Below are 21249 nucleotides of genomic sequence, written 5' to 3'. Positions count from 1 at the left end.
TTGCTAATTGGATTTCATCAAAAGTCTCTCAGCATCATTTCGATTCCTTCTGTAACTGATACCAAAACAATCTCATAGAAATAGGAGGCAGCGGCTGGGCCTCAAACGCTCTTACGAACGCAAGATTATTTCCATCCGGAGAGATATCAAAATCAACCGTAGTTAGCGGAACGGTGAACAATATCTTTCTTGACACATTTGAAACAACGTCATTAGCATAGGACCATGAAACTTGAACAACGGAACGGTCATTGGAGATATAAAACAATTCCGATGAGTTGGAACCCCAGCTAGGCCTGAATGCGCCGGTCTCGGACAGTTTCCAGGATTGGCCGTTTTTACTGTTAAAGGATGTGATATACAATTCGTAATCGCCGCTTTCATTTGACGTGTATGAAACCCATTTTCCATCAGGCGAAAATCGCGCCTCTCCTTCATCAAATTGTGAGGACAGAAAAGGTTGTAATGTCTCACGTTTCTCCGAATCAATCCACGCTATATCAGAGTTATTTAATCCGGCGTTGATTTTTCTGACCAAAATGTACTTGCCGTCTCTTGACCAATCGGACGTTTGTAAAAAATCATCTGACTTGAAAAAGAGATTTACTTCGAATGTCCTGTCCACCGAGACTTCGTATATTCCTTTTTTTCCGAACATGTAGTACACTACTCTGGATCCGTCCGGCGACCATTGAGGCCCAAATTCTCCATCTTTCCCGTTCGTTAATCTGGTTTTGCCACCGGTGCGAAGATCGTAGGTCCACAGATTACTCTTACGTGATTTGAGATCGTATAACCACACGCCGAGTTTTTTTCCGTTTGGAGAAAACCGGGGATCTCTTTGTTCGTCATTGGTGCCCATGGTCTGTAACAATTTTCCTTCTTTATTGAAGACAAGGATTGGCGCACCCGATACCAGTTTTCCGGTTTGGGAAACTAATATTCCGTTAGCCGAGGCAGAATACATTGCCAGGTTCCATGAAATATCATTGATCACATTGGTTTCGAGAACGAATGGCTCTCCGCTCACAGTTAACTTTTCATAATCAAACCGCTGAGCCAGTAATGTTTGCTCGCGAATAAATAGAATATGACCGTTGGCGTAGACCGCATTTGAAGAAGAGCGAATGATCATTTTTTTTAAAGTTCCGTCCAACGAACCGGCGTAGATAGCATCGCCCTCGGCTTCTCCTGATTCACTGACCGTTCGACTCAAAAAAAGAAAGTGCTTTCCATCAGGAAGAAAATAGGGCCAGCGGTGGGATCCTTCCTTTCGAGCTGAGTCGAGAGTAGTAACAGGCACAGGATCGCCTCCATTTGCAGAAACCAAATAGATCGGGGCCTGGTAGTCATTCGTAAATATGATTTCATTATTCGTATTCCAACTTCCGCCGCGTGCGTTGGCTGAAATACAAATGGTAACGGGGGAACCGCCGATGAGATCCGTTTTCCTCAGTTTCAGGTTTTGGAAAAATCCAATATTCTTTCCATCGGGTGACCAAAACGGATGAATGGATCCTTCAGTTTTCGGCAGCCGAATAATTTTTCGATCTTCCAAAGAGTACACAAGAATTTGTGAATTGGAGGCGTCAATAAAAGCGATGTGTTGTCCATTCGGCGAAATAAGCGGCGGTGATCCGCCGCCAAAAAATAGCGCGCGAATCGAGTCAGGAATAATTATAGTCGAACTTATCGACGTTTGAATTCCTTTTTCCGTAGTAGGTTTTAATAGGAGCATTCCAAGAATTACGGTTAGAAATACTCCCGCAACTGCCCAAGGAATATATCGCATTGCAGATCTGTTTTCTGAGTTTGGCTCTGGGGATTTAATGGTGGATGTCACCGCCGGCCGGATCATACTGACTCTGGATCTGGAGGATTCCCGTTTGAATCTCTTCAGGTCAATGGCGATCTGTTTTACCGATTGCGTACGTTCGTTCGGATCCTTCTCCATACATTCCAATATGATTGCATCTAATTCAGGGCTTATGTCCGGTTTCACTGCCGACATCGGAGGAGGATCGACGTTGACAATTTCATACATCAAGGCTGTTTCATGAACACCCCGGAACGGAAGTTGGCCTGTGAATAATTCATAAAGTAACACGCCCAGTGAAAATATATCCGAACGATGATCCGCATCTTGTCCCTGCACCTGTTCCGGCGACATGTAGCCGGCGGTTCCAACCGTACTGCCTTCTTTGGTTAAACGCGATACTCCTCTGAGTTTGGCTAATCCGAAATCCATGATCTGCGCGATGCCATCCTTACGAATCATGATATTGTCCGGCTTGATGTCCCGGTGAACAATACCCTTCTCATGGGCGACAGCAAGGCCTTCGGCTAATTGAATACCGATGTCAATCGCTTGTTTGAAACTGATAGAACTTTTCTTTTCGTTGAGGGTTTGACCTTCCACCAGTTCCATGACGATGAACATTTGTTTATCGTGTTCTTCGATACCGTGGATCGTGCAGATATTTGGGTGATTCAAAGCGGAGGCGGCTTTGGCTTCCTGCAAAAAGCGGGCACGGTCCTGTTCGGAGTTGGATAATCGTTCCGGCAGGAACTTTAAGGCAACGAACCTATCGAGATTCAGGTCTTGGGCTTTGTAGACGATGCCCATACCGCCTTCACCAACCTTGTCAATTATTTTGTAGTGTGAAATAGTTTGGTTGATCATTTGCCTAACTCAAGTAAATGCGGTTCATATTTTTTTCTGCGATTATTCGAAAATTCCTTTTTCAGCAATCACCTTCTCTATGTCAGAGGGTTCGACTGGCGTGAGCCCGGTGAGAACTTCCGCACCGTCTTTGGTAATGACGATCGTGTCTTCCAGGCGGAAATGAACCTTCTTGATTTTGTCTTCAATGATCGGCTCGAGGTTGAACACTACGCCGGGTACAAAGGCTTGTCCGTTCTTTTGACCAACATCGTGCACCGCCATTCCTACAAAATGTCCTGCGTAATTCGGCCACAGTTTGCCGTATCCATGTTTCTCATAAACTGCCTTTCCAATAGCAAGAAGATCTTCATATGTCACACCGGGTTTAAGAGCCTTGATTGCTTTCTCGCGGTATTCCACGATGCACAAATACATTTTTTTCTGGTCAGCTGTGAACTTCCCATTTACCGGCCATGTTCTGGTAATGTCGGTAACATAATAATGGTAGTCCGGTGCGTAATCAAGCAGGATGACGTCCCCTGATTTCATAACGTGGTTATTGGCGTTATAGTGCCAGTCAAGAGCCTGTTCACCGGAAGCCGCAATGGCGAAGAATGCCGGATTTTGTTGTCCGCTGTATTGATAGTAAAAATCACACGCCGCAACCACCTGGTATTCGTACAGACCCGGCCGGGTGATCTTCATGGCTTCATTAAAACCTAGCGCGCCGATTCGGCCGCATTCACGAATAACGGCAATTTCTTTTTCATCCTTTACCCACCGCATCGCATGTAAAACCGGAGCGATATCCTTGATCGCGACGCCGGGAAATCGAGTCTTTACTAGATTCGCAAAATTTGTTTCCTTGGGAATTCTTCCGTCCCAGGGATCGTTGAGCCTTCTTAGGCGAGTCGCCCCGCTTCGGTCGGGGCTCATTTCCGCCGTTTCCTCCGTGCCGAGATAGAGGAATACCGTATGATTCGGCGAAAGGTAACTTTCTAATATTGAGCTGAAGTTCGATCGGGAGGAAACCCAATCCACTTTATACTTCGCTGCAGCTTCAAGGCCTGGTACAATCCTCGCTTCATTTCGAATATCGCCGGACGTGATCGAAGGTACCACCAAATGGGTTGTCTTTTTCAACCCGTCGATGATCAGGATGGCGTCCGGTGCGTCGACGCCGGTAAGGTAGTAGAAGGTATTGTCCTGACGAAATTTGATAAACGCTTCCGGAAGTTCGGCGCCCAGGAACACTGCAACTCCATCACCGATCTTGTCCATGAGAACGGATCTGCGTTTTGCAAAATCGTCAGCCGTGAAGTACTGCCAAAGGTCCTGCGCACTTATCGGCGGAATTAATGCAACAAAAAGAACTATTTGAAGGAAGCTTTTCATAATGTCTCCTTTAGTGAATGTTTTTCGTTGTGCTGCCGCGTGTTCACTTCGGGCCGGATACACTCGAATAAGATTATTTATGGATTCTTGTTGTGAACAGTTCAATACTTTTTCTAAATATTCTATTTTATGGTTGAAGTTTTATTTTTCAAGTCGGTAAACCAATTCAACACAACGGTGATCTGTTGAAAGTTATCTTTTTTATTTGCGCGCGTGCTGATAAAATATTGGCCATCGGGCGTCACATCATACGTAACCCCGCTGTCTGTCGGCAGAAACGGCATACCGTCGAAGAGAAGTTGCGGCTGTCCCGCTGAAAATGCGGGATTAGTAGAAATCGCAACGGCCATCATACGTGTGTTTTGATGGTAATATAAGGTTTTACCGTCCGGTGACCAACGCGGTTCTAATCCGCCCTGCGTCGAGATCTGCCATTTTCCTTTTCGTTCCGGAAAGGATTGAACATAAACCTGATATGATCCCGATTCGTTAGAGACATACGCTAACCATTTTTGATCCGGTGAAAGTGTACCCATGTATTCATCAAATTCAGAGGATAAGAAGTCAAATGGTTTTTGAGTTTCGGTCAACGGCAAAACATGAATATCGGATTGATTTCCCTGTGTTGCCTTGTCCAGGATCAGCATCAAACCGTCCCTAGACCACGCACTAATATACGTTCTGCCAAGTCCGGATACGGTAGGCTTTTCATTAGCGCTGCCGTCAAATGGTTTTGTGAATATGCCGCGCGATGTTGAAAAATAGGCCACTTGCTTTCCATCGGGCGACCACGTTGGTGTCCGGTTTGTTCCGCCAAATGTCAACCGGCTCATGGTTCTGCGAGTAACATCATAGATCCAGATATCCGAATCCTTTCCGGAGCCAAGAACTAGAGCGATTCGCTGGCCGTCCGGGGACATGCGCGGCTCCATCAGGGGTCCTGAAGCTAAATCGAAAGTGGATTCCTTACCGTTACGGTCGATCTTGATGAGCGCACGTTCGGCTCCCTCGGTATTTCCTGAAACGTATACTAATGTTCCATTTCTGGAAATTGAAAAATGCATTCCCCCCGTGGTCGGATCGCCGCTTACATCATCGATGACCGGTGAAGGGGAATTAATTACTTCAATACGGTCGGCGTTAAACGGTTCCGCATAAAGGACTCCTGATCGGGAAAAAATCAAGTGGCCCGTTTCAGCATATTGTGCAGAGCTCGCGCCATTGATTAGCAGTTTGCGCATGCCCGTTTTTAGGTTTACGTATTGAATGGTTGCCTCTTCGTAATAGTCCGGGCTTTCCGTTACGCCAACCGTAAAAATAACGCCGGTTCCGTCCGGAAGAAAGTAAGGCCAGCGATGAGTGCGTTCTCTTTTTGTACTATCTAAGGCAGTGATCGGCTCGACAAGCCCTCCTGCTTCTGGAATTCGCATTAGTCCTGAATTAACATACGGCGTAAAAACAATAGAGCCGTCCGTGCCCCAGGATCCGCCACGATTGTCCGGCGCATCGGCGAGAACGATAGGGGCCCCTCCGCTGATCGAAACTTTTTTCAATTTTGCGCCGCCAAAAAATCCAATCCACCTGCCGTCGGGAGAAAAAAACGGACTACCGCCGTCTTCCGTACCCGGAATAGCAATCGCGTCAATATTATCCAACGTTCGCCAATACAACCTGCCATTAGCTCTGTACACAAATCTGGAACCATCCGGAGCTATGGCCAGAGCGGAATATATGATAAGGTCAAGCCCGTCGTCTTTGGGAAGCGTCAATTTGAACCGCGCAACGGGCTCTTCACGCTTTGACTGCCAAGGCGCCCAAAGCGCTGTGATTGTTGCCAAAAATAAAATAAGTGATACGATCCACGGCAGCATTTTTTTCGTTGAGCCGGGTATTGGTCGTGTTTCGCGCACACCGACAGAGGATTGCGTCATGGCAGGCCGGATCATACTGACTCTGGATCTGGAGGATTCCCGTTTGAATCTCTTCAGGTCAATGGCGATCTGTTTTACCGATTGCGTACGCTCGTTCGGATCCTTCTCCATACATTCCAATATGATTGCATCTAATTCAGGGCTTATGTCCGGTTTCACTGCCGACATCGGAGGAGGATCGACGTTGACAATTTCATACATCAAGGCTGTTTCATGAACACCCCGGAACGGAAGTTGGCCTGTGAATAATTCATAAAGTAACACGCCCAGTGAAAATATATCCGAACGATGATCCGCATCTTGTCCCTGCACCTGTTCCGGCGACATGTAGCCGGCGGTTCCAACCGTACTGCCTTCTTTGGTTAAACGCGATACTCCTCTGAGTTTGGCTAATCCGAAATCCATGATCTGCGCGATGCCATCCTTACGAATCATGATATTGTCCGGCTTGATGTCCCGGTGAACAATACCCTTCTCATGGGCGACAGCAAGGCCTTCGGCTAATTGAATACCGATGTCAATCGCTTGTTTGAAACTGATAGAACTTTTCTTTTCGTTGAGGGTTTGACCTTCCACCAGTTCCATGACGATGAACATTTGTTTATCGTGTTCTTCGATACCGTGGATCGTGCAGATATTTGGGTGATTCAAAGCGGAGGCGGCTTTGGCTTCCTGCAAAAAGCGGGCACGGTCCTGTTCGGAGTTGGATAATCGTTCCGGCAGGAACTTTAAGGCAACGAACCTATCGAGATTCAGGTCTTGGGCTTTGTAGACGATGCCCATACCGCCTTCACCAACTTTGTCAATTATTTTGTAGTGTGAAATAGTTTGGTTGATCATAGATCAAGATCCTTTTTCAAAAAAATTTAGGTTACTCTGCTCTGTCAATTCAACTTGCGGCAAGGTAAATGTACCACGGACACGATTGGGCTGGTAATGATACGTTTTTCAAACTCAATCGACATCCCGCACGCCGCTACGATATTGGTTTTGATCACACGTGAACCCCAGGTACAGCCATAAATCTTCATGATCGCCGGAGAAAGTCCTCGAGCGTCAAACCAACCGCCGGTAATTTCATACGTATTCTTTCCGAGGACGTGGATCCTGTAAATCGAATTGACCGTCTTTGCAAATACCCAGTCGCCGATAGCCAGATTCTCCTTCTTCACTTCTTTTAAGTGAGAGGCTGCGCTGGTTATGGTTTCCAAGCTTACACCGTACTGGGACATCGCTCGCTCCGGATTATTTTATTTAAATAAGTTATCGACCAATACCAGTTTAGACCGCACCTGCTGATCGGCATATACAATTTCCTTTTCATCCGATCTGACTTGTCCGGATGCGCCCAATAGCAGCCCCGGGAATGCACCGTTGACTTTTTCTTTCGCGCCGGTAACGACGTTGATCCGTTGTAATTCATTTGACGCGTTAATGTAGTACACACTTTTACCGACTATAGAAAGAAGTTGAAAATTGCCTGTTAAGATCTTTTTGGCTTTGGTGGATGGTTCACCGGATTTGACAATGTAGAGCCCCTCTTTTCCTGCATGATTGTCAATGTATGATATTAATTGGCCTCCAGACATCGGGAAAGAAGATGTGGAATCTTCAAAAAATTTCTGCTGGGGCGACCCATCAATAAAAGTAAGCCAGGATCCGGACGAATGAAATGCAATGAGAGAGGACTCATTGATCCAGTAAACACTGCCTCCACGACCGATAAATTTTGGTGTACCGGGATTGTTGGCATCGATCAAAAAGATTTTTGATGAATCAGGAGGCTCGGACGGTCTGCGCGCGTGATAAGCGATCCATTTCCCGTCCGGCGACCATCCCGGATTCCGCGATGTCAATTCACCGGATGTAAGCGGTCTTTGGCCGCTCCCATCCCTGTTGATCATATAAATACTTTGCCCGAGCGCTTTGAGCGGATCGGACTCTGACATTTGGAAAATAATATGTTTTCCATCGGGGCTGACATCCGGATTGATAATAGATTGATCCCCGTAAGTTAGCTGCCGTGCGCTGCTTCCGTCCAGGCCCGCAATCCAAAGATGGCCAATATTCTGCTGCTGCATGTAAATTAATTTCTTGTTATCCCACGACGTGCGCACGCCGAGATCGGGCCCGCTTCCCTTGGTCAATTGTACCGCCTGGCCGCCCTTCGAAGGAATGATCCAAAGGTTAGTATTGCCGCCCTTGTTGGAAGAAAAAATGATTTGATCATTTTGTGTCCATGCAACTTCGTCGATATTGTTTTTATCGAAAGTGAGTTGTCGTGATTGGTGCGATGTCAAGTCCCAAACAAATATTTCCTGATAGAATCCGGCGAAGTTGGTCAACCAAGCAATGGATCTGCCATCCGGCGACCAGGCGAACGATACACGAGTGAGTGATCCCTGAACTTGTGAGAGTGAGTCGATGAATTCGCATCGCTTATCACTTCCGTCAATTTTCACCGACCAGAATTCTGAGTTTCTTGCGCTTATATATCCGATACGCTCTCCATCCGGTCTCCACAAGGGCGAAAAGCCATCTTTAACAATGGCCGTACTGATTCCTCCGAGAGAAGGAACAATGCAAATCTCTGGTGAAAACCGGGTAAAGTCATTGACGCGGTCGTATACAATCTGACTTCCGTCGGGTGAAATTTCGGCGCGGTTTGTAAACAAAGCGGAATCGGATGTGATGCGCCTCGGTTCTCCTCCGGACGAATTCATGAAATAGACATCCCATCGGCTGTTGGCGTCGGCGCCCGGAAATGCAATCCATTTACCATCTGAGGATATGCCCGGGTAGCTGATCTGAGTGAAAGGAATTTGCAAAACACGAAAAGTCATGTCGGGGTTCAATTCGGTCGATTTTCTGAAAAACCAAATGCTGACAAGCAGGATCATTACTACAAGAGTCGCGCTGATGCCTATCCATAATTTTTTCTTAGGCCGAAGAAACTCAGTTGATGTAGTGGAGGCATTTTTGTATTCACCGGGCGTCTCCATGATCACACTGCGGCTAACGCGTGTCGATTCTTTCTTCAAGCGACGCAGATCGATCGTCATGTCTTTTACCGTCTGATACCGCTCCTCCGGATCTTTTTCCAATGCTCGATTCAAAACGTGCATCAGTTCGCTGGTTATGTCCTCACGAAATTTCTGAATCGGCTGCGGCTCTTCATTCACGATCGAATAGATCATTGCCGCTTCGTGTTCGCCTCGAAACGGTGTATGTCCGGTGAGCATTTCATAGAGCACAACACCAAATGAAAATATATCCGCCCTTGCATCCACCTGCTGGCCTTGAATTTGTTCCGGTGCCATGTAGGCGAGCGTGCCGGTCGTACTCGATGATTTTGTTAATTTTATGGAGCCGCGAAGTTTGGCCAAACCAAAATCCATCACTTTGATCTGGTTCTTGGAATTGACCATGATATTTTCGGATTTTACATCGCGGTGCACGATACCATTGGCATGAGCTTCCTGTAAGGCTTCGCCGATTTGAAGCGCATAGGTGATCGTATCACTGATTTTCAGAGGCGATTCGGTGAATTTATGTTTCATCGTCACGCCGTTGACGTATTCCATTTCGATAAATTGCTGGCCTTCGTGCTCTTCGATACCATAGATCGTGCACACATTCGGATGATTGAGAGCGGATGCGGCTTTGGCTTCCTGCAGAAAACGCGCACGTTCCTCATCGTTGGAATTGAGATAGTGGGGGAGAAATTTTAGCGCAACGATCCTGTCCAGTGTGGTATCCTGGGCTTTATACACGACGCCCATCCCGCCCTCGCCGAGTTTTTCGAGGATTTGATAATGAGAAACTGTTTGTCCAATCATTCGTCTATTTTCCTTTCATTAGCTCGACATAACCCGGCTCATCGCGTATTGCATCAAAATCAGGGTCGGTTTTGATCCATTCATAGTCTTCCAGTCCTGCAACGATCGATTTTTTCAAAGCATCCACCGCAGCATCTTTTTGACCTAATCGTGAATAAGCACATGCCGCATTATAGAACATCAAAGGATCGTCGGGACTCAATTCGATGGCTTTCGCGGTTTGTTCCAGAGCCTCTCGTGTTCTCCCAACCACGGCAAGTTGGGTAGCGTAATGAATATGGGATCGCGCGTCATCAGGATGTTTCGAAAGATAGACCGGGAACAACTCCAACATCGTGTTGATGATGGAGGTCATTTTTTCTTTATCGCCGAGACGTTCATAGGCCATCCGTAGCTCGCCGTATGCCGTATGAAAATCCGGATTGAGTTCAATTGTTTTTTTCAGAAGTTCTACGGTCTCAGTATCGCGGCTCATCACATGACAGATTCTGGCAAGGACCCAATAACCCGTGAAGATGTTCGGCCCGAGTTCGATCGCCTTTCGTGCCGCCGTCTCAGCTTCCTGGATAGATTTCTTGCTGAAATACGCCATGGCCAGCGCTGCATACGCTTCGGCAACGGTAGAGTCATACATCAACGCTTTCAAGCTCGATTCGATCGCTTTATCCACCCATATCTCTTTTGTATCATAATCATAGTGAAGAGTCGCGTACGATTCTCCAAGCCCCGCATAGGCGGCGGCATACCGCGTATCAAGTTCAATGGCTTTCTGGAACAGGTGGATGGCAAACTGCAAACTGCTTTTTGTTCTGCGGTACAGAAATTCGCGCGCGCGCAGATAACAGTCGAATGCTTCGGCATTGACGGTCGACCGTTTGGTCAGGATGACCTTTTCGTTGGGGGAGAGTTTGATCATCAGCGCATCTACAACCTGCTTCGAAACTTTTTCCTGAATGTCAAACACGTCTTCCATTTTACCTTTGAACGATTCAGCCCAAAGCTGTCGTCCATTTTCAACATCGATGAACTGCACGGTGATCCGTAAATTATCTTGGAATTTACGCACGCTCCCTTCCAGCAAATACCGGATTCCAAGTTCTCTTCCGATGGTCTTAATATCCTTGGCTGTGCTCTTGTACTGCATGGAATTGGTCCGAGAAATCACGTCAAAATTTTTCAGCTGCGAGAGACTGACGATCAGTTCATCCGTCAGCCCGTCGCCGAAATATTCATTTTCTTTATCTCCTCCGATCGTTGTGAAAGGGAGAACTGCGATCGCCATTTTTTTTGATGTATCTTGTTTTGATTCTAAACTGGCGCTGAGAGAGAATAATGCTTCGAGGAAATCATCGACGCTTTGGAAACGTTTTTCCCTGTCTTTCTCAAGCATTTTCATGATAACCGCGTCGATCGATGCAGGGAGGCGCCGGTCGAGTTGGCTCGGCATGGGCGGATCCTGGTTGACCACGAGGTACATCAATCCCGCTTCATGTTCGGACTTGAACGGAAGATCGCCCGTAAGCAACTCAAAAAAGAGAATGCCCAGGGACCACAGATCGGAGCGGTTATCCGCTTTTAGTCCCTGTGCTTGTTCCGGCGACATGTATGACAGAGTGCCCAGTGATGAACCGTCTTTGGTTACGGTGCCGTGGTTTCTGAATTTTGCCAGCCCAAAATCCATGATCTTCAACTGGCCCGATTTGGTCAGCATAATGTTCTCTGATTTGATGTCCCGATGTATGATACTTTTGTCATGTGCAATTTTCAGTCCTTGGGCGATCTCTTTTATCCATTCTATCGCCTGCTTCATCGGAACGCCGGAGCCCGTGTTCAAGGCAGCGAGGTAATCCTTTAGAGTTTGGCCGTCAATATATTCAAGTACGATAAATGCGCTCTCATCCCGATCATCGATCTCATAGATGGAAAGGATGTTCGGATGATTTAAAGCCGCTGTCGCTTTAGCTTCCTGTATGAACCGCGCCCGGTCCTGTTCCGAACCGGCCAGGCGCTGCGGCAAAAACTTCAGTGCCACGAATCGATCCAGTTTGGTGTCCTGCGCCTTATAGACGACACCCATTCCGCCTTCGCCTAGTTTTTCAAGGATTTGATAATGAGAGATAGTGCTTCCAATCATGGCTTATATACCCTTTGTATTATGATGCTACGGCGCACGAGTCCGCCTTCGCAGAGTTTTTTGAGAATTTGTAATGAGAAAGAGTTTGGTTGATCATCACATGTGTTTGTTAAGCAAATTCCGCTAATAACGTTTCAAAGTCCGGATCGCCGCGCAGCGAATCGAAATAAGGATCTGTCTTGACCCAATCCCTGACGACGTTTCCGCCGATCTGCAGAGATCTGCGCAAGGCGCTGAGCGTTTCGGTTTTCATGTCCAGTCCCGTGTACGTACACGCGCAATTATAAAGAGCCAGTCCGTCATTGGTTGCGATCTCCATCACGCGTTGAATGGCCGCAAGCGCTTTTTCTTTATCCCCGAAACGCGCGTACGGGATTGCCATGCGGCTTAATGTCAACACGTCATCCGGGTTGACCTGAAATTTTCGTGCGCCGATCTCAATGATTTTTCTTGCCGCATCATTTGACGCCTGTTCATTTCCCATACGCCGGAAAGTCATATCCAGATGCATCCAGGGTTCCTCGCTGTAAGGCTTAATCTTAGCTGCTTCTTCATAAAATTGTACCGCCGCTTCATACTGGCCGGTGATATCGGAAATAATTCCCATCCACCGTACGGCGTCATAGGAATCGGGTTTGTTTTGAATGATGCGCTCGAGAGTTTTTTTCGCTTCGGTAAATCGTTTCTGATAAAGATACACCATGGCTATTCCGAATTGCGCTTCCTGCAAATCAGGTTGAAGGCTCAGCGCTTTTTGATTCATCGTTATCGTCTTTCCGAGCCATTGCGGATCGCCGTCATACCACAGATACATATTGGCGCACGCCTCCGCCAACGCCGCATAGGCCAAGGCAAAATTGGCATCGAGAGACAGGGCGTGTTCGAACATCTGGATAGCCTGTTCATTCATTTTTTTACCGCGGGTATTCAAATACTCCCTGCCGCGCATGTAAAAATCGTACGCGCGCAGATCTTCGGTAGGTTTTAGCGCGTGCGGTTGTTTTTCCGAATCCGTAAATGAAACTTTTAATGCTTCGGCGATTTTTTGGGAGACTTCATTTTGCAGATCGAAAATATCTTCGACGAGCCGGTCAAAACGGTCGGCCCAAACGTGAAAGCCGTTTCGGACATTGATCAACTGCGCCGTGATCCGGATCTTGCTGCCGGCCTTGCGGACGCTGCCTTCCAAAACGTAATTAACCCCGAGCGCATCTCCGACCTGGCGCGTATTCACTTCCTTATTTCGAAATGGAAGCACATCCGTTCGGGATATGACCTTCAACTGTTTGATTTTTGACAGGTCGGTAATAATGTCTTCCGTAATGCCGGCGCAGAAATAGTCGCTCTCCTTTTCCGAACTCATATTTTCAAAATAAAGCACGGCGACGGATTTTTCCAGATGGTTAGCCGCTGTTTCGGAGGGAGTCTTTTTCAGACGGTCGGCAACTTCTTTGGCCGAAGCGACTCTGTTCTTGCGGTCTTTTTGCAGCAGCTCTGAGAGTAAGTCTTGAATATGTTCCGGGACATCTTCGCGGATCCGCTGCACCGGCTGAGGATCTACATTGAGAACTTCATACATGATGGCCGCCTCATGTTCGCCGCGAAACGGCAATTGCCCGGAGAACATTTCGTACAGCAGGACTCCGAGCGACCAAAGATCGGTCTGGGCGTTGATTTCATCGCGCTGGAATTGTTCCGGCGACATGTACGCGATCGTTCCGACGGTCGTTCCTGTTTTCGTGAGCGTGCTCCCTTTCAGTTTAGCAAGCCCGAAATCCATGATCTTTACTTGTCCATTGGGCGTGATCATGATATTATCCGCTTTGATATCCCTGTGAACGATCCCGCGTTCATGGGCCGCGCGCAGGCCATCCGCAATAGCGACGCCGTACTCGCAGCCCTGCTCGATGCTCAAACGGCCGGATTTGATCTTGGCTTTGAGATCGGATCCTTCGACAAATTCCATCGCGATGAAACGTTTTTTTTCTATATCTTCAACGGCATAGATCACGCAAACATTCGGATGATTCAGCGTTGCTGCCGCTTTAGCTTCCTGCAGAAATCTGGCCTGCTCGGCCTCATTCGCGTTAAGGTGGTCCGACAGGAACTTCAATGCGACCGTGCGGTCCAATTTCATATCCTGCGCTTTATAAACGATGCCCATTCCGCCTTCACCGAGTTTTTCAAGAATTTTATAATGAGAGATAGTGCTTCCAATCATGGGCTACATGTCCTTTGTGTTATGATGCTTCGGTCAACGGGTCCGCCATCGCCGTCCTGTCCCGCTGCAAGCGGGAGTTATTGAGAATTTTGTATTGAGAAATCGGTTGTCGAGCACAAGTCTATTCTTATAGATAGCGCAAACGCCGGTCTCGATTTGTTTTTTGAATCAAGGTATTACTGATTACTTTTTTTTGCCCCGGGCTTCACTTACCGCTAATTTGCTTCCGGTTGTTTTTGCTCCGCACGAGGAACAAAAAGGTAAATGTGCAAAGTTCTTATTTCCGCACGCACTGCAGTTTGAAAATAGGACAAGCCCGCAATGTCTGCAAAAATCGGTTACAAGTTTGTAAGAGTCGTTGTCAACATTCTTAAAAGGGAATTCCCATTTTTTAATTAAAAAGTCCTTGCCGCAGGAAGGGCAGAAATGATTTTCCAATGCCTTTTCAGCTATGTCGGTTTGCACATTCTTCGCTCTTTCTTCAGTCGAAACCTTTAGCTCTGCCTGTTTCTGTTCAATAAATTGCCGAATAGTTTTAATGGCGTAGTATCCGATGCCTATTGACAGTATGACCCCAACGGCATAGCGGACGTAACCGCCATAACTTGGCAAATAGGGAACCAGTCCGAAGAAAAAAGCATATAAGGAAAATAGAGTAAACCCAAAAAATAACGGCGAATATTTATGCCGCCTAAAGCGGACAAAAAAGAAAATGCCCAAAGCTAAAATAGGGCCAACAAAAAGCAGCCTGATCAGAAAAACTTTAAGGTCGTATTTTTTAAGTTCCTTATAGTATTCTTTTTCAGCCGCCTGAGTTTCTTGAAAAATCAGGTTCTGGATTTCCTCTTGTTGTTTTAATTTGGCGTCAATTTCCAGCTGTCTTACATTAAGCTGTGCACGCCAATCTTCTTCGACCTTATAAAATTCGTCCAGTTTTTTTGCTCTTTTTACTACTTCCTGGTCTTTGTCCGGAGAGCCCAACGTTTTTCTGGTTTGGACCCAATTATCGAACGACTGCTTTTCGTTCGTGTAATTTTCTCTTGCGGCCGCTATGGTATGCTCAATCGTACTTTTCTTAGCGTTTAAATTTTCAATATCGATATTGATTTCACTGATTTTATTATTAAGATCCGCCAGTTTTGTGTGATCCTCAAAGTGTCCGATCTCCGGCCTCGTTGCCGCAGTATCCAAATCAGCAATAATTCGGTTGGAGAGGAGGATGAGAAATAATGCAAGTATTGTTGAAATAGAATAGTGAACAATACGTGACGTTCGTTCAAGTTTTTTGCTATTGAGTTCCATTGCTTTATCCTTTATGGTAGTTATTAATATTTCCGGTATCGGTGCATACTAACATTGATCAATGATTAGTGTTCAATACTCTGCTATTTTTTCTCCACTAAATTCTGCCAATTAAAAATAAGCGAGGCGCTTTTTAGGGCTTGGATATTTAACGAGCGACGAACCAATATCTTTTTCCCGTCTCTGGATATATTCAGCACGCCCGTCTGAAACCCGGTATCGAGTTTCAGAAGCAATTTAGACTGGCCGATGACGATCTGATTACCTGCGGCAGAGACCGGAACTGAAATAATTTGCTGATCATTGAGACTGAAAATAATTTCTTTCCCGCTGCTCAACCAGGTCGGCCCTGTGCCCCCATTGGTGGAGACTTGCCATTTGCTGGGCGATCCGTCCGTCGGCCGAATATATATTTCGTATTTTCCCGTTTCGTTGGATTGATAGGCATACCATTTTCCGTCGGGTGAGAATTTTCCAAGCCATTCACTGAATTCAGAAGTCAGCAGCGACGTGAATTTATTTTCAGCAAGGTCATACGAGCCGAGATCCCATTTTTGAGCGCCTTGTGTATTGAGCGAGAGCATTAATTTTTTTCCGTCGGAGGAGACATCCGTAATGTAGGCGGGGGCGGATGACCCGTAAACTAATTTTTCATCTCCGGTTCCGTTGCTGTTCTTTTCATACACAGAATACACGCCGGTTCGGTTTGAACTAAAATAGATCTTGCTGCCGTCGGGGGTCCACTGCGGCACTATTTCATCCGCTTTGTCAAAAGTTAACCGTGTGTCGCTGTTACGTTGGATATCATGAATCCAAAGGTCCGAGTTTTTACCTCCGGTTTCGGATGCATCGGTAGCTATATAGTTTCCATCATAGGAGAATGCTGCGGTTATATCTGCAACTTTAGATTTGATAATATGCTGGATGACGCCGTTATAGCCATATACGACCATTTCATTGTCGGCACTTGAAGTTCCAAGAAAAACCAGACGATTATTTTGCGATAGCGAAAACGCCGCTTTGCTTCGAACCTGAGCGTACAAAAGGTTTTCGAGAATCGGTATCGGCTCTCCTTTCAATTCCAATGATCCCTCACTGAACCGTTGAGCCAACAGTGAGTTTTGTTTGTAGTACATAACCCAACCATGATTGTAAGCTGTGTTGCTTGATGCGCGGATGATGATCTTGTTTTGAGCGTCACTTAATGAGCCGATCCGAATATGTTCCGCGTCCTCAGCAAGTGAAGCCTTGGTGGTTTGAACAGAATAGAAAAAATGATCTTGGTCGGGCAAAAAACAGGGCCAGCGGTGATTTACCTCGAATTCTGTAGAATCCAAAAAAGTTAATTGCCTGGACGTTCCTCCGGCCGATGGAACCTGGTGCAGTGGTCCGCCGCTGACGGGCGCAAATACAATTATACCGTCTCGGTTCCATGCGCCACCCCTTCCGCTTCCAGCCTCACAAATAGTGAAGGAAGGGCCACCTCCGGCGTCAATTTTTTTGAGTTTGCCTTCAGCAAAATAGGCGATCATTTTACTATCCCATGACCAGAACGGATAATATGCATTTTCTGTTCCTTGCAAGAGAACCGGCATAGATGAGAATATCGGACGAACCCATAAATGATCTCTACCCAGCGAATCGGAAGCTACGAAAGCGATTGCTTTTCCGTCAGGAGAAATTTCCATATGACCTCCAACGGAAGAATTAAAAAATTCACCTGCAGGAGATTCAAAGGATAATCTCATTAATTCGGGTTCCGTTTTTACAAAAAGAAAATAGGTTGTTAGCAGAACCAACAACGACAGAATGGACAGCGCGGAAACGAGCATCCAGATATTGAATGAAAAAGGCTTTTTCTCATGCACGGTTTCGAATACGGCCGTCTGCGGGCGGATGCCGGAATTAATCTGGCTTTGACGTACGGCAAGAACACGGCTGGCGGTTTGTTTGCTGGATTCCCTTTTTAACTTTCGCAGGTCTTTGACGATTTCTTTGGCAGACTGGTAACGTTCGTCTGGATCTTTGGCGAGACACTCAAGCAGTATCGCGTCGAGGTCGGTCGGTAGATCGGGTTTGATAATGGAAACGGGTTCCGCGTCCACATTAACGATCTCATAAATGATTGCGGTCTCGTGCATACCTTTGAAGGGCGACTGTCCGGACACAAGTTCATACAACAATACGCCAAAGGAAAAAATATCCGTGCGGTGATCCACATTAAATCCCTGCACCTGTTCCGGCGACATGTAGCCGATCGTACCGACGGTGCTGCCCTGTTTCGTCAGCCGCGAAGCGCCTTGCTGTTTCGCCAGCCCGAAATCCATGATCTGCGCGCGGCCGTCCTTGCGGAGCATTACATTTTCGGGTTTGATATCACGGTGTATAATCCCTTTCTCATGCGCGGCGGCAAGAGCTTCTGCTACCTGAATACCGATATCAATAGATTGTTTAAATGAGATATTATTTTTTCTGTCGCGAAGTGTTTCTCCTTCGATATATTCCATCGCAATAAAAAGTTGTCCGTCAAATTCCTGCACATCGTAGACGGTACAAATATTCGGATGGCTCAGCGTTGCGGCGGATTTGGCTTCCTGCATGAATCGCTGGCGGTCGGCATCCGTAGAGGAAACGTTGGCCGGTAGGAATTTCAGCGCGACCAGGCGATCAAGCTTGGTGTCTTTGGCTTTGTAAACGACGCCCATGCCGCCTTCACCAAGCTGTTCGAGGATTTCGTATTGAAGAATCGTCTTACCGATCATGGGGCCGTAACTCCTTTAAGTTTTGCTAACCTTATCTTTGCATCCTCCAGTTCTTTCGATTTGAAATCGGCATCTTTCCATATCTGAAGAAATTTTTCGTATTCTGAGATTGCTTTTTGTTTTTCGCCTTGTTGCTCATAAGCAACACCAAGCCAGTAATGAGCTTTGACGGAAAAAACACTCCCGTAATTCCAAAAGGGAAGATAATCGAGGTCAAAAAACATGTTACCCATTTGGGAACGCCATGTAAGAAGATGAAACTCCTTTATAGCATCCCCCGTTTGTCCGGACTTTAAAAGACTCAAAGCCATGTGATATTGGGGGGCATGATTCGGAAAGGCGCGTGCCGTTGCATTTTGAAAATGTTTCAGGGCCGCATCATAATCTCCTTTTTCAAAAGCAAGTACGCCGTCCGTATAATCGACATTTGCCTTATCTTCAGGCGCCATCCTATCGTAGTTGTTTCGAAGACCGCGCATCAGTTCTGCAGACAAATTTTGTTTGCCGTTTCTGTGAAAGACGTACGCTAATAGATCTGCGCCGGCTACAGGATACGCCGGGTCCTTCTGTAACTCCAATGCATTCATTCGTGCATACTTTTCTGCGGCGTCAAAGTCTCCTATTTCATCGTAAAGGGAGATCAGGTCTGCATAATCATAAAATATCAGATCGGGGGGGTTTTGCTTAGCGTGCCTGGGCAGCAACTCGAGAATTTGTCGAATAGCTAAATTCATTTTTCCCTGACGCATGGCAATCTGCGGTGGAACGGCGTCAACATATAGTTTGTGATCTTCTCCTCGCGCCGAGGCATATTGAAGCAGATATTTTTCTGCATGGGCATAATCGTCGCGTAAGAGATACTGTGCGCCGATTTTCCAACTACTCATAAAATCCGTGCGGAATTTTAGAGCTGTTTTCCACCAAACCAGCGCCGAGTCTGTTTCTCCCAAAATAAAATAAATATCGCCTTTGCTGTCATAGGGATTGGGCTCCGCTGGCGCCAATCTCATATAGCGTTCCATCGCGGCCAAAGCTTTGCTTTTGTTATTTACGCCGGCCTGGTGATAACCAAGGATATTCCACAAATTCTTATCGAGGGAGTCGACCTGAATTCCCTTAAGGTAGGTTAATCCCATTTTTTCCAATTCTCCGGTGCGTCCATAATATGCTCCAAGTTCAAGATAGGCGCCTTTCTCATGCGGGAATTTCTGAATATATTCTTCCATCAAAACAGCCGCTTTTGCAGGGTTATTTTCAATATCACTGACATAGGTGTTCTGAATGATCAGACGTTCGCGTTCCGGGAGTCTGCCGCTGAGAGCGTATGCTTTTTGCAAAGACGCGCTGCGTTCCATGCTGCTTACATTTCCTCTGGCAGTTGCCAGCGCATAATACGCCATTGCAAAATTGGTGTCGAGTTCTATCGCCTTTTTATAGGCAACATACGCTTCTTCATTAAGAAATTTCCCGTTGAGATCAACGCCCTCGATGTACGACCGGTAGGCCTCAATGGAATTTGTAGTAACCGTTGTTACCGATTTTTTTTCATCGGGCGAAGCATCGGCGATGCGGAGGTCGTTTCTTATGAGTAAAGCGAGCGTATCGACCAGCGCAAAAATTTGTTTCGACGAATATCCGATCACGCGAACGGAACTGAGGATCTTTCCGCTTTGAACATCAATAATTCGCGCGGTTACAGCGAGAGTGGGCTCGTGCTGCAGAATGGATCCGAGAAGCATCGTGGTCACGCCGGCGCGCTGCGCCACTTTGGTTGCCATGTCCGGTGCAATGATTCTTGAGTCGGCCTTAAATTCTTTTTGAATATCGTATAATCGTTCCCGGCTGACAACCTCGAGGTCTTTGGTCTGAGAAAGAGAAGTAATCAAAAGATCGGCCAGCATGTCACCGGTATGATGTTTGTCTTCAGGGTCCGCAATGTTTTGGAAATACATAACAGCTAGTGAGTTCTTTTCTGAGGCCTGGGTTTTCTGCGTATTGATCTGCACGCTGAAGGGATTAAAAACAAAAGCCGCGATGATAATGACCGCAACGACGGCGGGGATCGCATATTTCAGCACTTTCCGATTCTTATCGGCATTCACAACCGGCAAGGCGGCAACCGCTTTGACGTATCCTGTTCGTGCATATTCCATGTTCTTCATTTCTTTACGAAGATCGGCCTGCATGTCTTCAATATGCTGGTAACGCTCTGTCTTATCTTTTTCAAGCGCTTTCAAAACGATACGCTCCATCTCCGGTGAAACAGATTGATTAAAACGCGCTAAAGGCTGAGGTGCTTCATGAATCAGTGAATAAGTTATTGCGGCCTGATGCTCCCCACGAAAGGGTAGGTGGGCCGTGAGCAGTTCATACAGTACGACGCCGAAAGAAAAAATATCGGAACGGTTGTCCACGTCTACGGCGAGCGCCTGTTCAGGAGACATATACGCCGCCGTGCCGACCGTGGATCCGGCATTGGTTAATTTTACCGCACCCTTCACTTTCGCTAAACCGAAATCCATGACTTTGACCTGGCCTTTGGGCGTGACCATGATGTTGTCGGATTTGATATCGCGGTGTACGATGCTTTTTTCATGGGCGGTCGATATGCCGTCGCAGGCTTGGATCGCAATGTCCAGAATGGTTTTGTTTGATGGAATTTCATGTTTGACCAGTTGTTTCAGCGTCGATCCCTCAACGAATTCCAATGCAATGTACAATTGCCCGTCATGTTCCGCGATTTCGTAAATCGTCGTAATGTTCGGGTGATTGAGGGCGGAGGTAGCGCGGGCTTCGTGATAGAACCGTTCTTTTTCAACAGGATCGGAATTGAGATAATGCGGGAGAAATTTCAGCGCAACAAAGCGATCCAGTTGTGTGTCATGCGCTTTATACACGATACCCATCCCGCCTTCGCCGAGTTTTTCTATGATCTTATAATGTGAGATGGTTTGTCCGATCATCTCATTTGCTCCTTAACCTCACCCCGTCCCTCTCCTT

General features: G+C 46.7%; 10 protein-coding genes. All 10 read right to left on the bottom strand.

Features of this window, described 5'->3' with window-relative positions; translation table 11 throughout:
• Window positions 1-34 precede the first annotated feature (34 nt).
• Complete coding sequence (locus F9K33_04590) at window positions 35-2683, bottom strand: protein kinase (protein ID KAB2880641.1); 2649 nt, start codon at window positions 2681-2683, stop codon at window positions 35-37.
• Between the two features lie 42 nt (window positions 2684-2725).
• On the bottom strand, window positions 2726-4060 hold the full coding sequence (locus tag F9K33_04585; protein ID KAB2880640.1) for an aminopeptidase P family protein: 1335 nt from the start codon (window positions 4058-4060) through the stop codon (window positions 2726-2728).
• A 122-nt stretch (window positions 4061-4182) separates the two neighbouring features.
• The gene (locus tag F9K33_04580; GenBank protein KAB2880639.1) at window positions 4183-6831 is read right to left on the bottom strand and encodes a protein kinase; all 2649 of its coding nucleotides are present in this window, start codon (window positions 6829-6831) and stop codon (window positions 4183-4185) included.
• A gap of 44 nt (window positions 6832-6875) precedes the next feature.
• Window positions 6876-7223, bottom strand: coding sequence for a hypothetical protein (locus F9K33_04575; GenBank protein ID KAB2880638.1), 348 nt, complete (start codon window positions 7221-7223; stop codon window positions 6876-6878).
• Window positions 7224-7241: 18 nt separating this feature from the next.
• Window positions 7242-9830 (bottom strand): protein kinase, encoded by a 2589-nt coding sequence (locus F9K33_04570; GenBank protein ID KAB2880637.1) that lies wholly within the window; start codon window positions 9828-9830, stop codon window positions 7242-7244.
• A 4-nt stretch (window positions 9831-9834) separates the two neighbouring features.
• Window positions 9835-11964, bottom strand: coding sequence for a protein kinase (locus F9K33_04565; GenBank protein KAB2880636.1), 2130 nt, complete (start codon window positions 11962-11964; stop codon window positions 9835-9837).
• A 109-nt stretch (window positions 11965-12073) separates the two neighbouring features.
• Window positions 12074-14185, bottom strand: coding sequence for a protein kinase (locus tag F9K33_04560; protein ID KAB2880635.1), 2112 nt, complete (start codon window positions 14183-14185; stop codon window positions 12074-12076).
• Between the two features lie 183 nt (window positions 14186-14368).
• The gene (locus F9K33_04555; protein ID KAB2880634.1) at window positions 14369-15487 is read right to left on the bottom strand and encodes a hypothetical protein; all 1119 of its coding nucleotides are present in this window, start codon (window positions 15485-15487) and stop codon (window positions 14369-14371) included.
• A gap of 83 nt (window positions 15488-15570) precedes the next feature.
• The gene (locus tag F9K33_04550) at window positions 15571-18249 is read right to left on the bottom strand and encodes a protein kinase (protein ID KAB2880633.1); all 2679 of its coding nucleotides are present in this window, start codon (window positions 18247-18249) and stop codon (window positions 15571-15573) included.
• A complete protein-coding gene (locus F9K33_04545; protein KAB2880632.1) occupies window positions 18246-21212 on the bottom strand; it encodes a protein kinase in 2967 nt (988 codons plus the stop codon). Before F9K33_04545 ends, F9K33_04550 begins: the two co-directional genes overlap by 4 nt.
• Window positions 21213-21249 lie beyond the last annotated feature (37 nt).

Source organism: bacterium, from assembly GCA_008933615.1.
In the GTDB taxonomy this organism is placed as follows: domain Bacteria; phylum CLD3; class CLD3; order SB21; family SB21; genus SB21.
The sequence above is the reverse complement of the archived record's forward strand: the minus strand, read 5'-3'. Positions and strand labels throughout refer to the sequence as shown.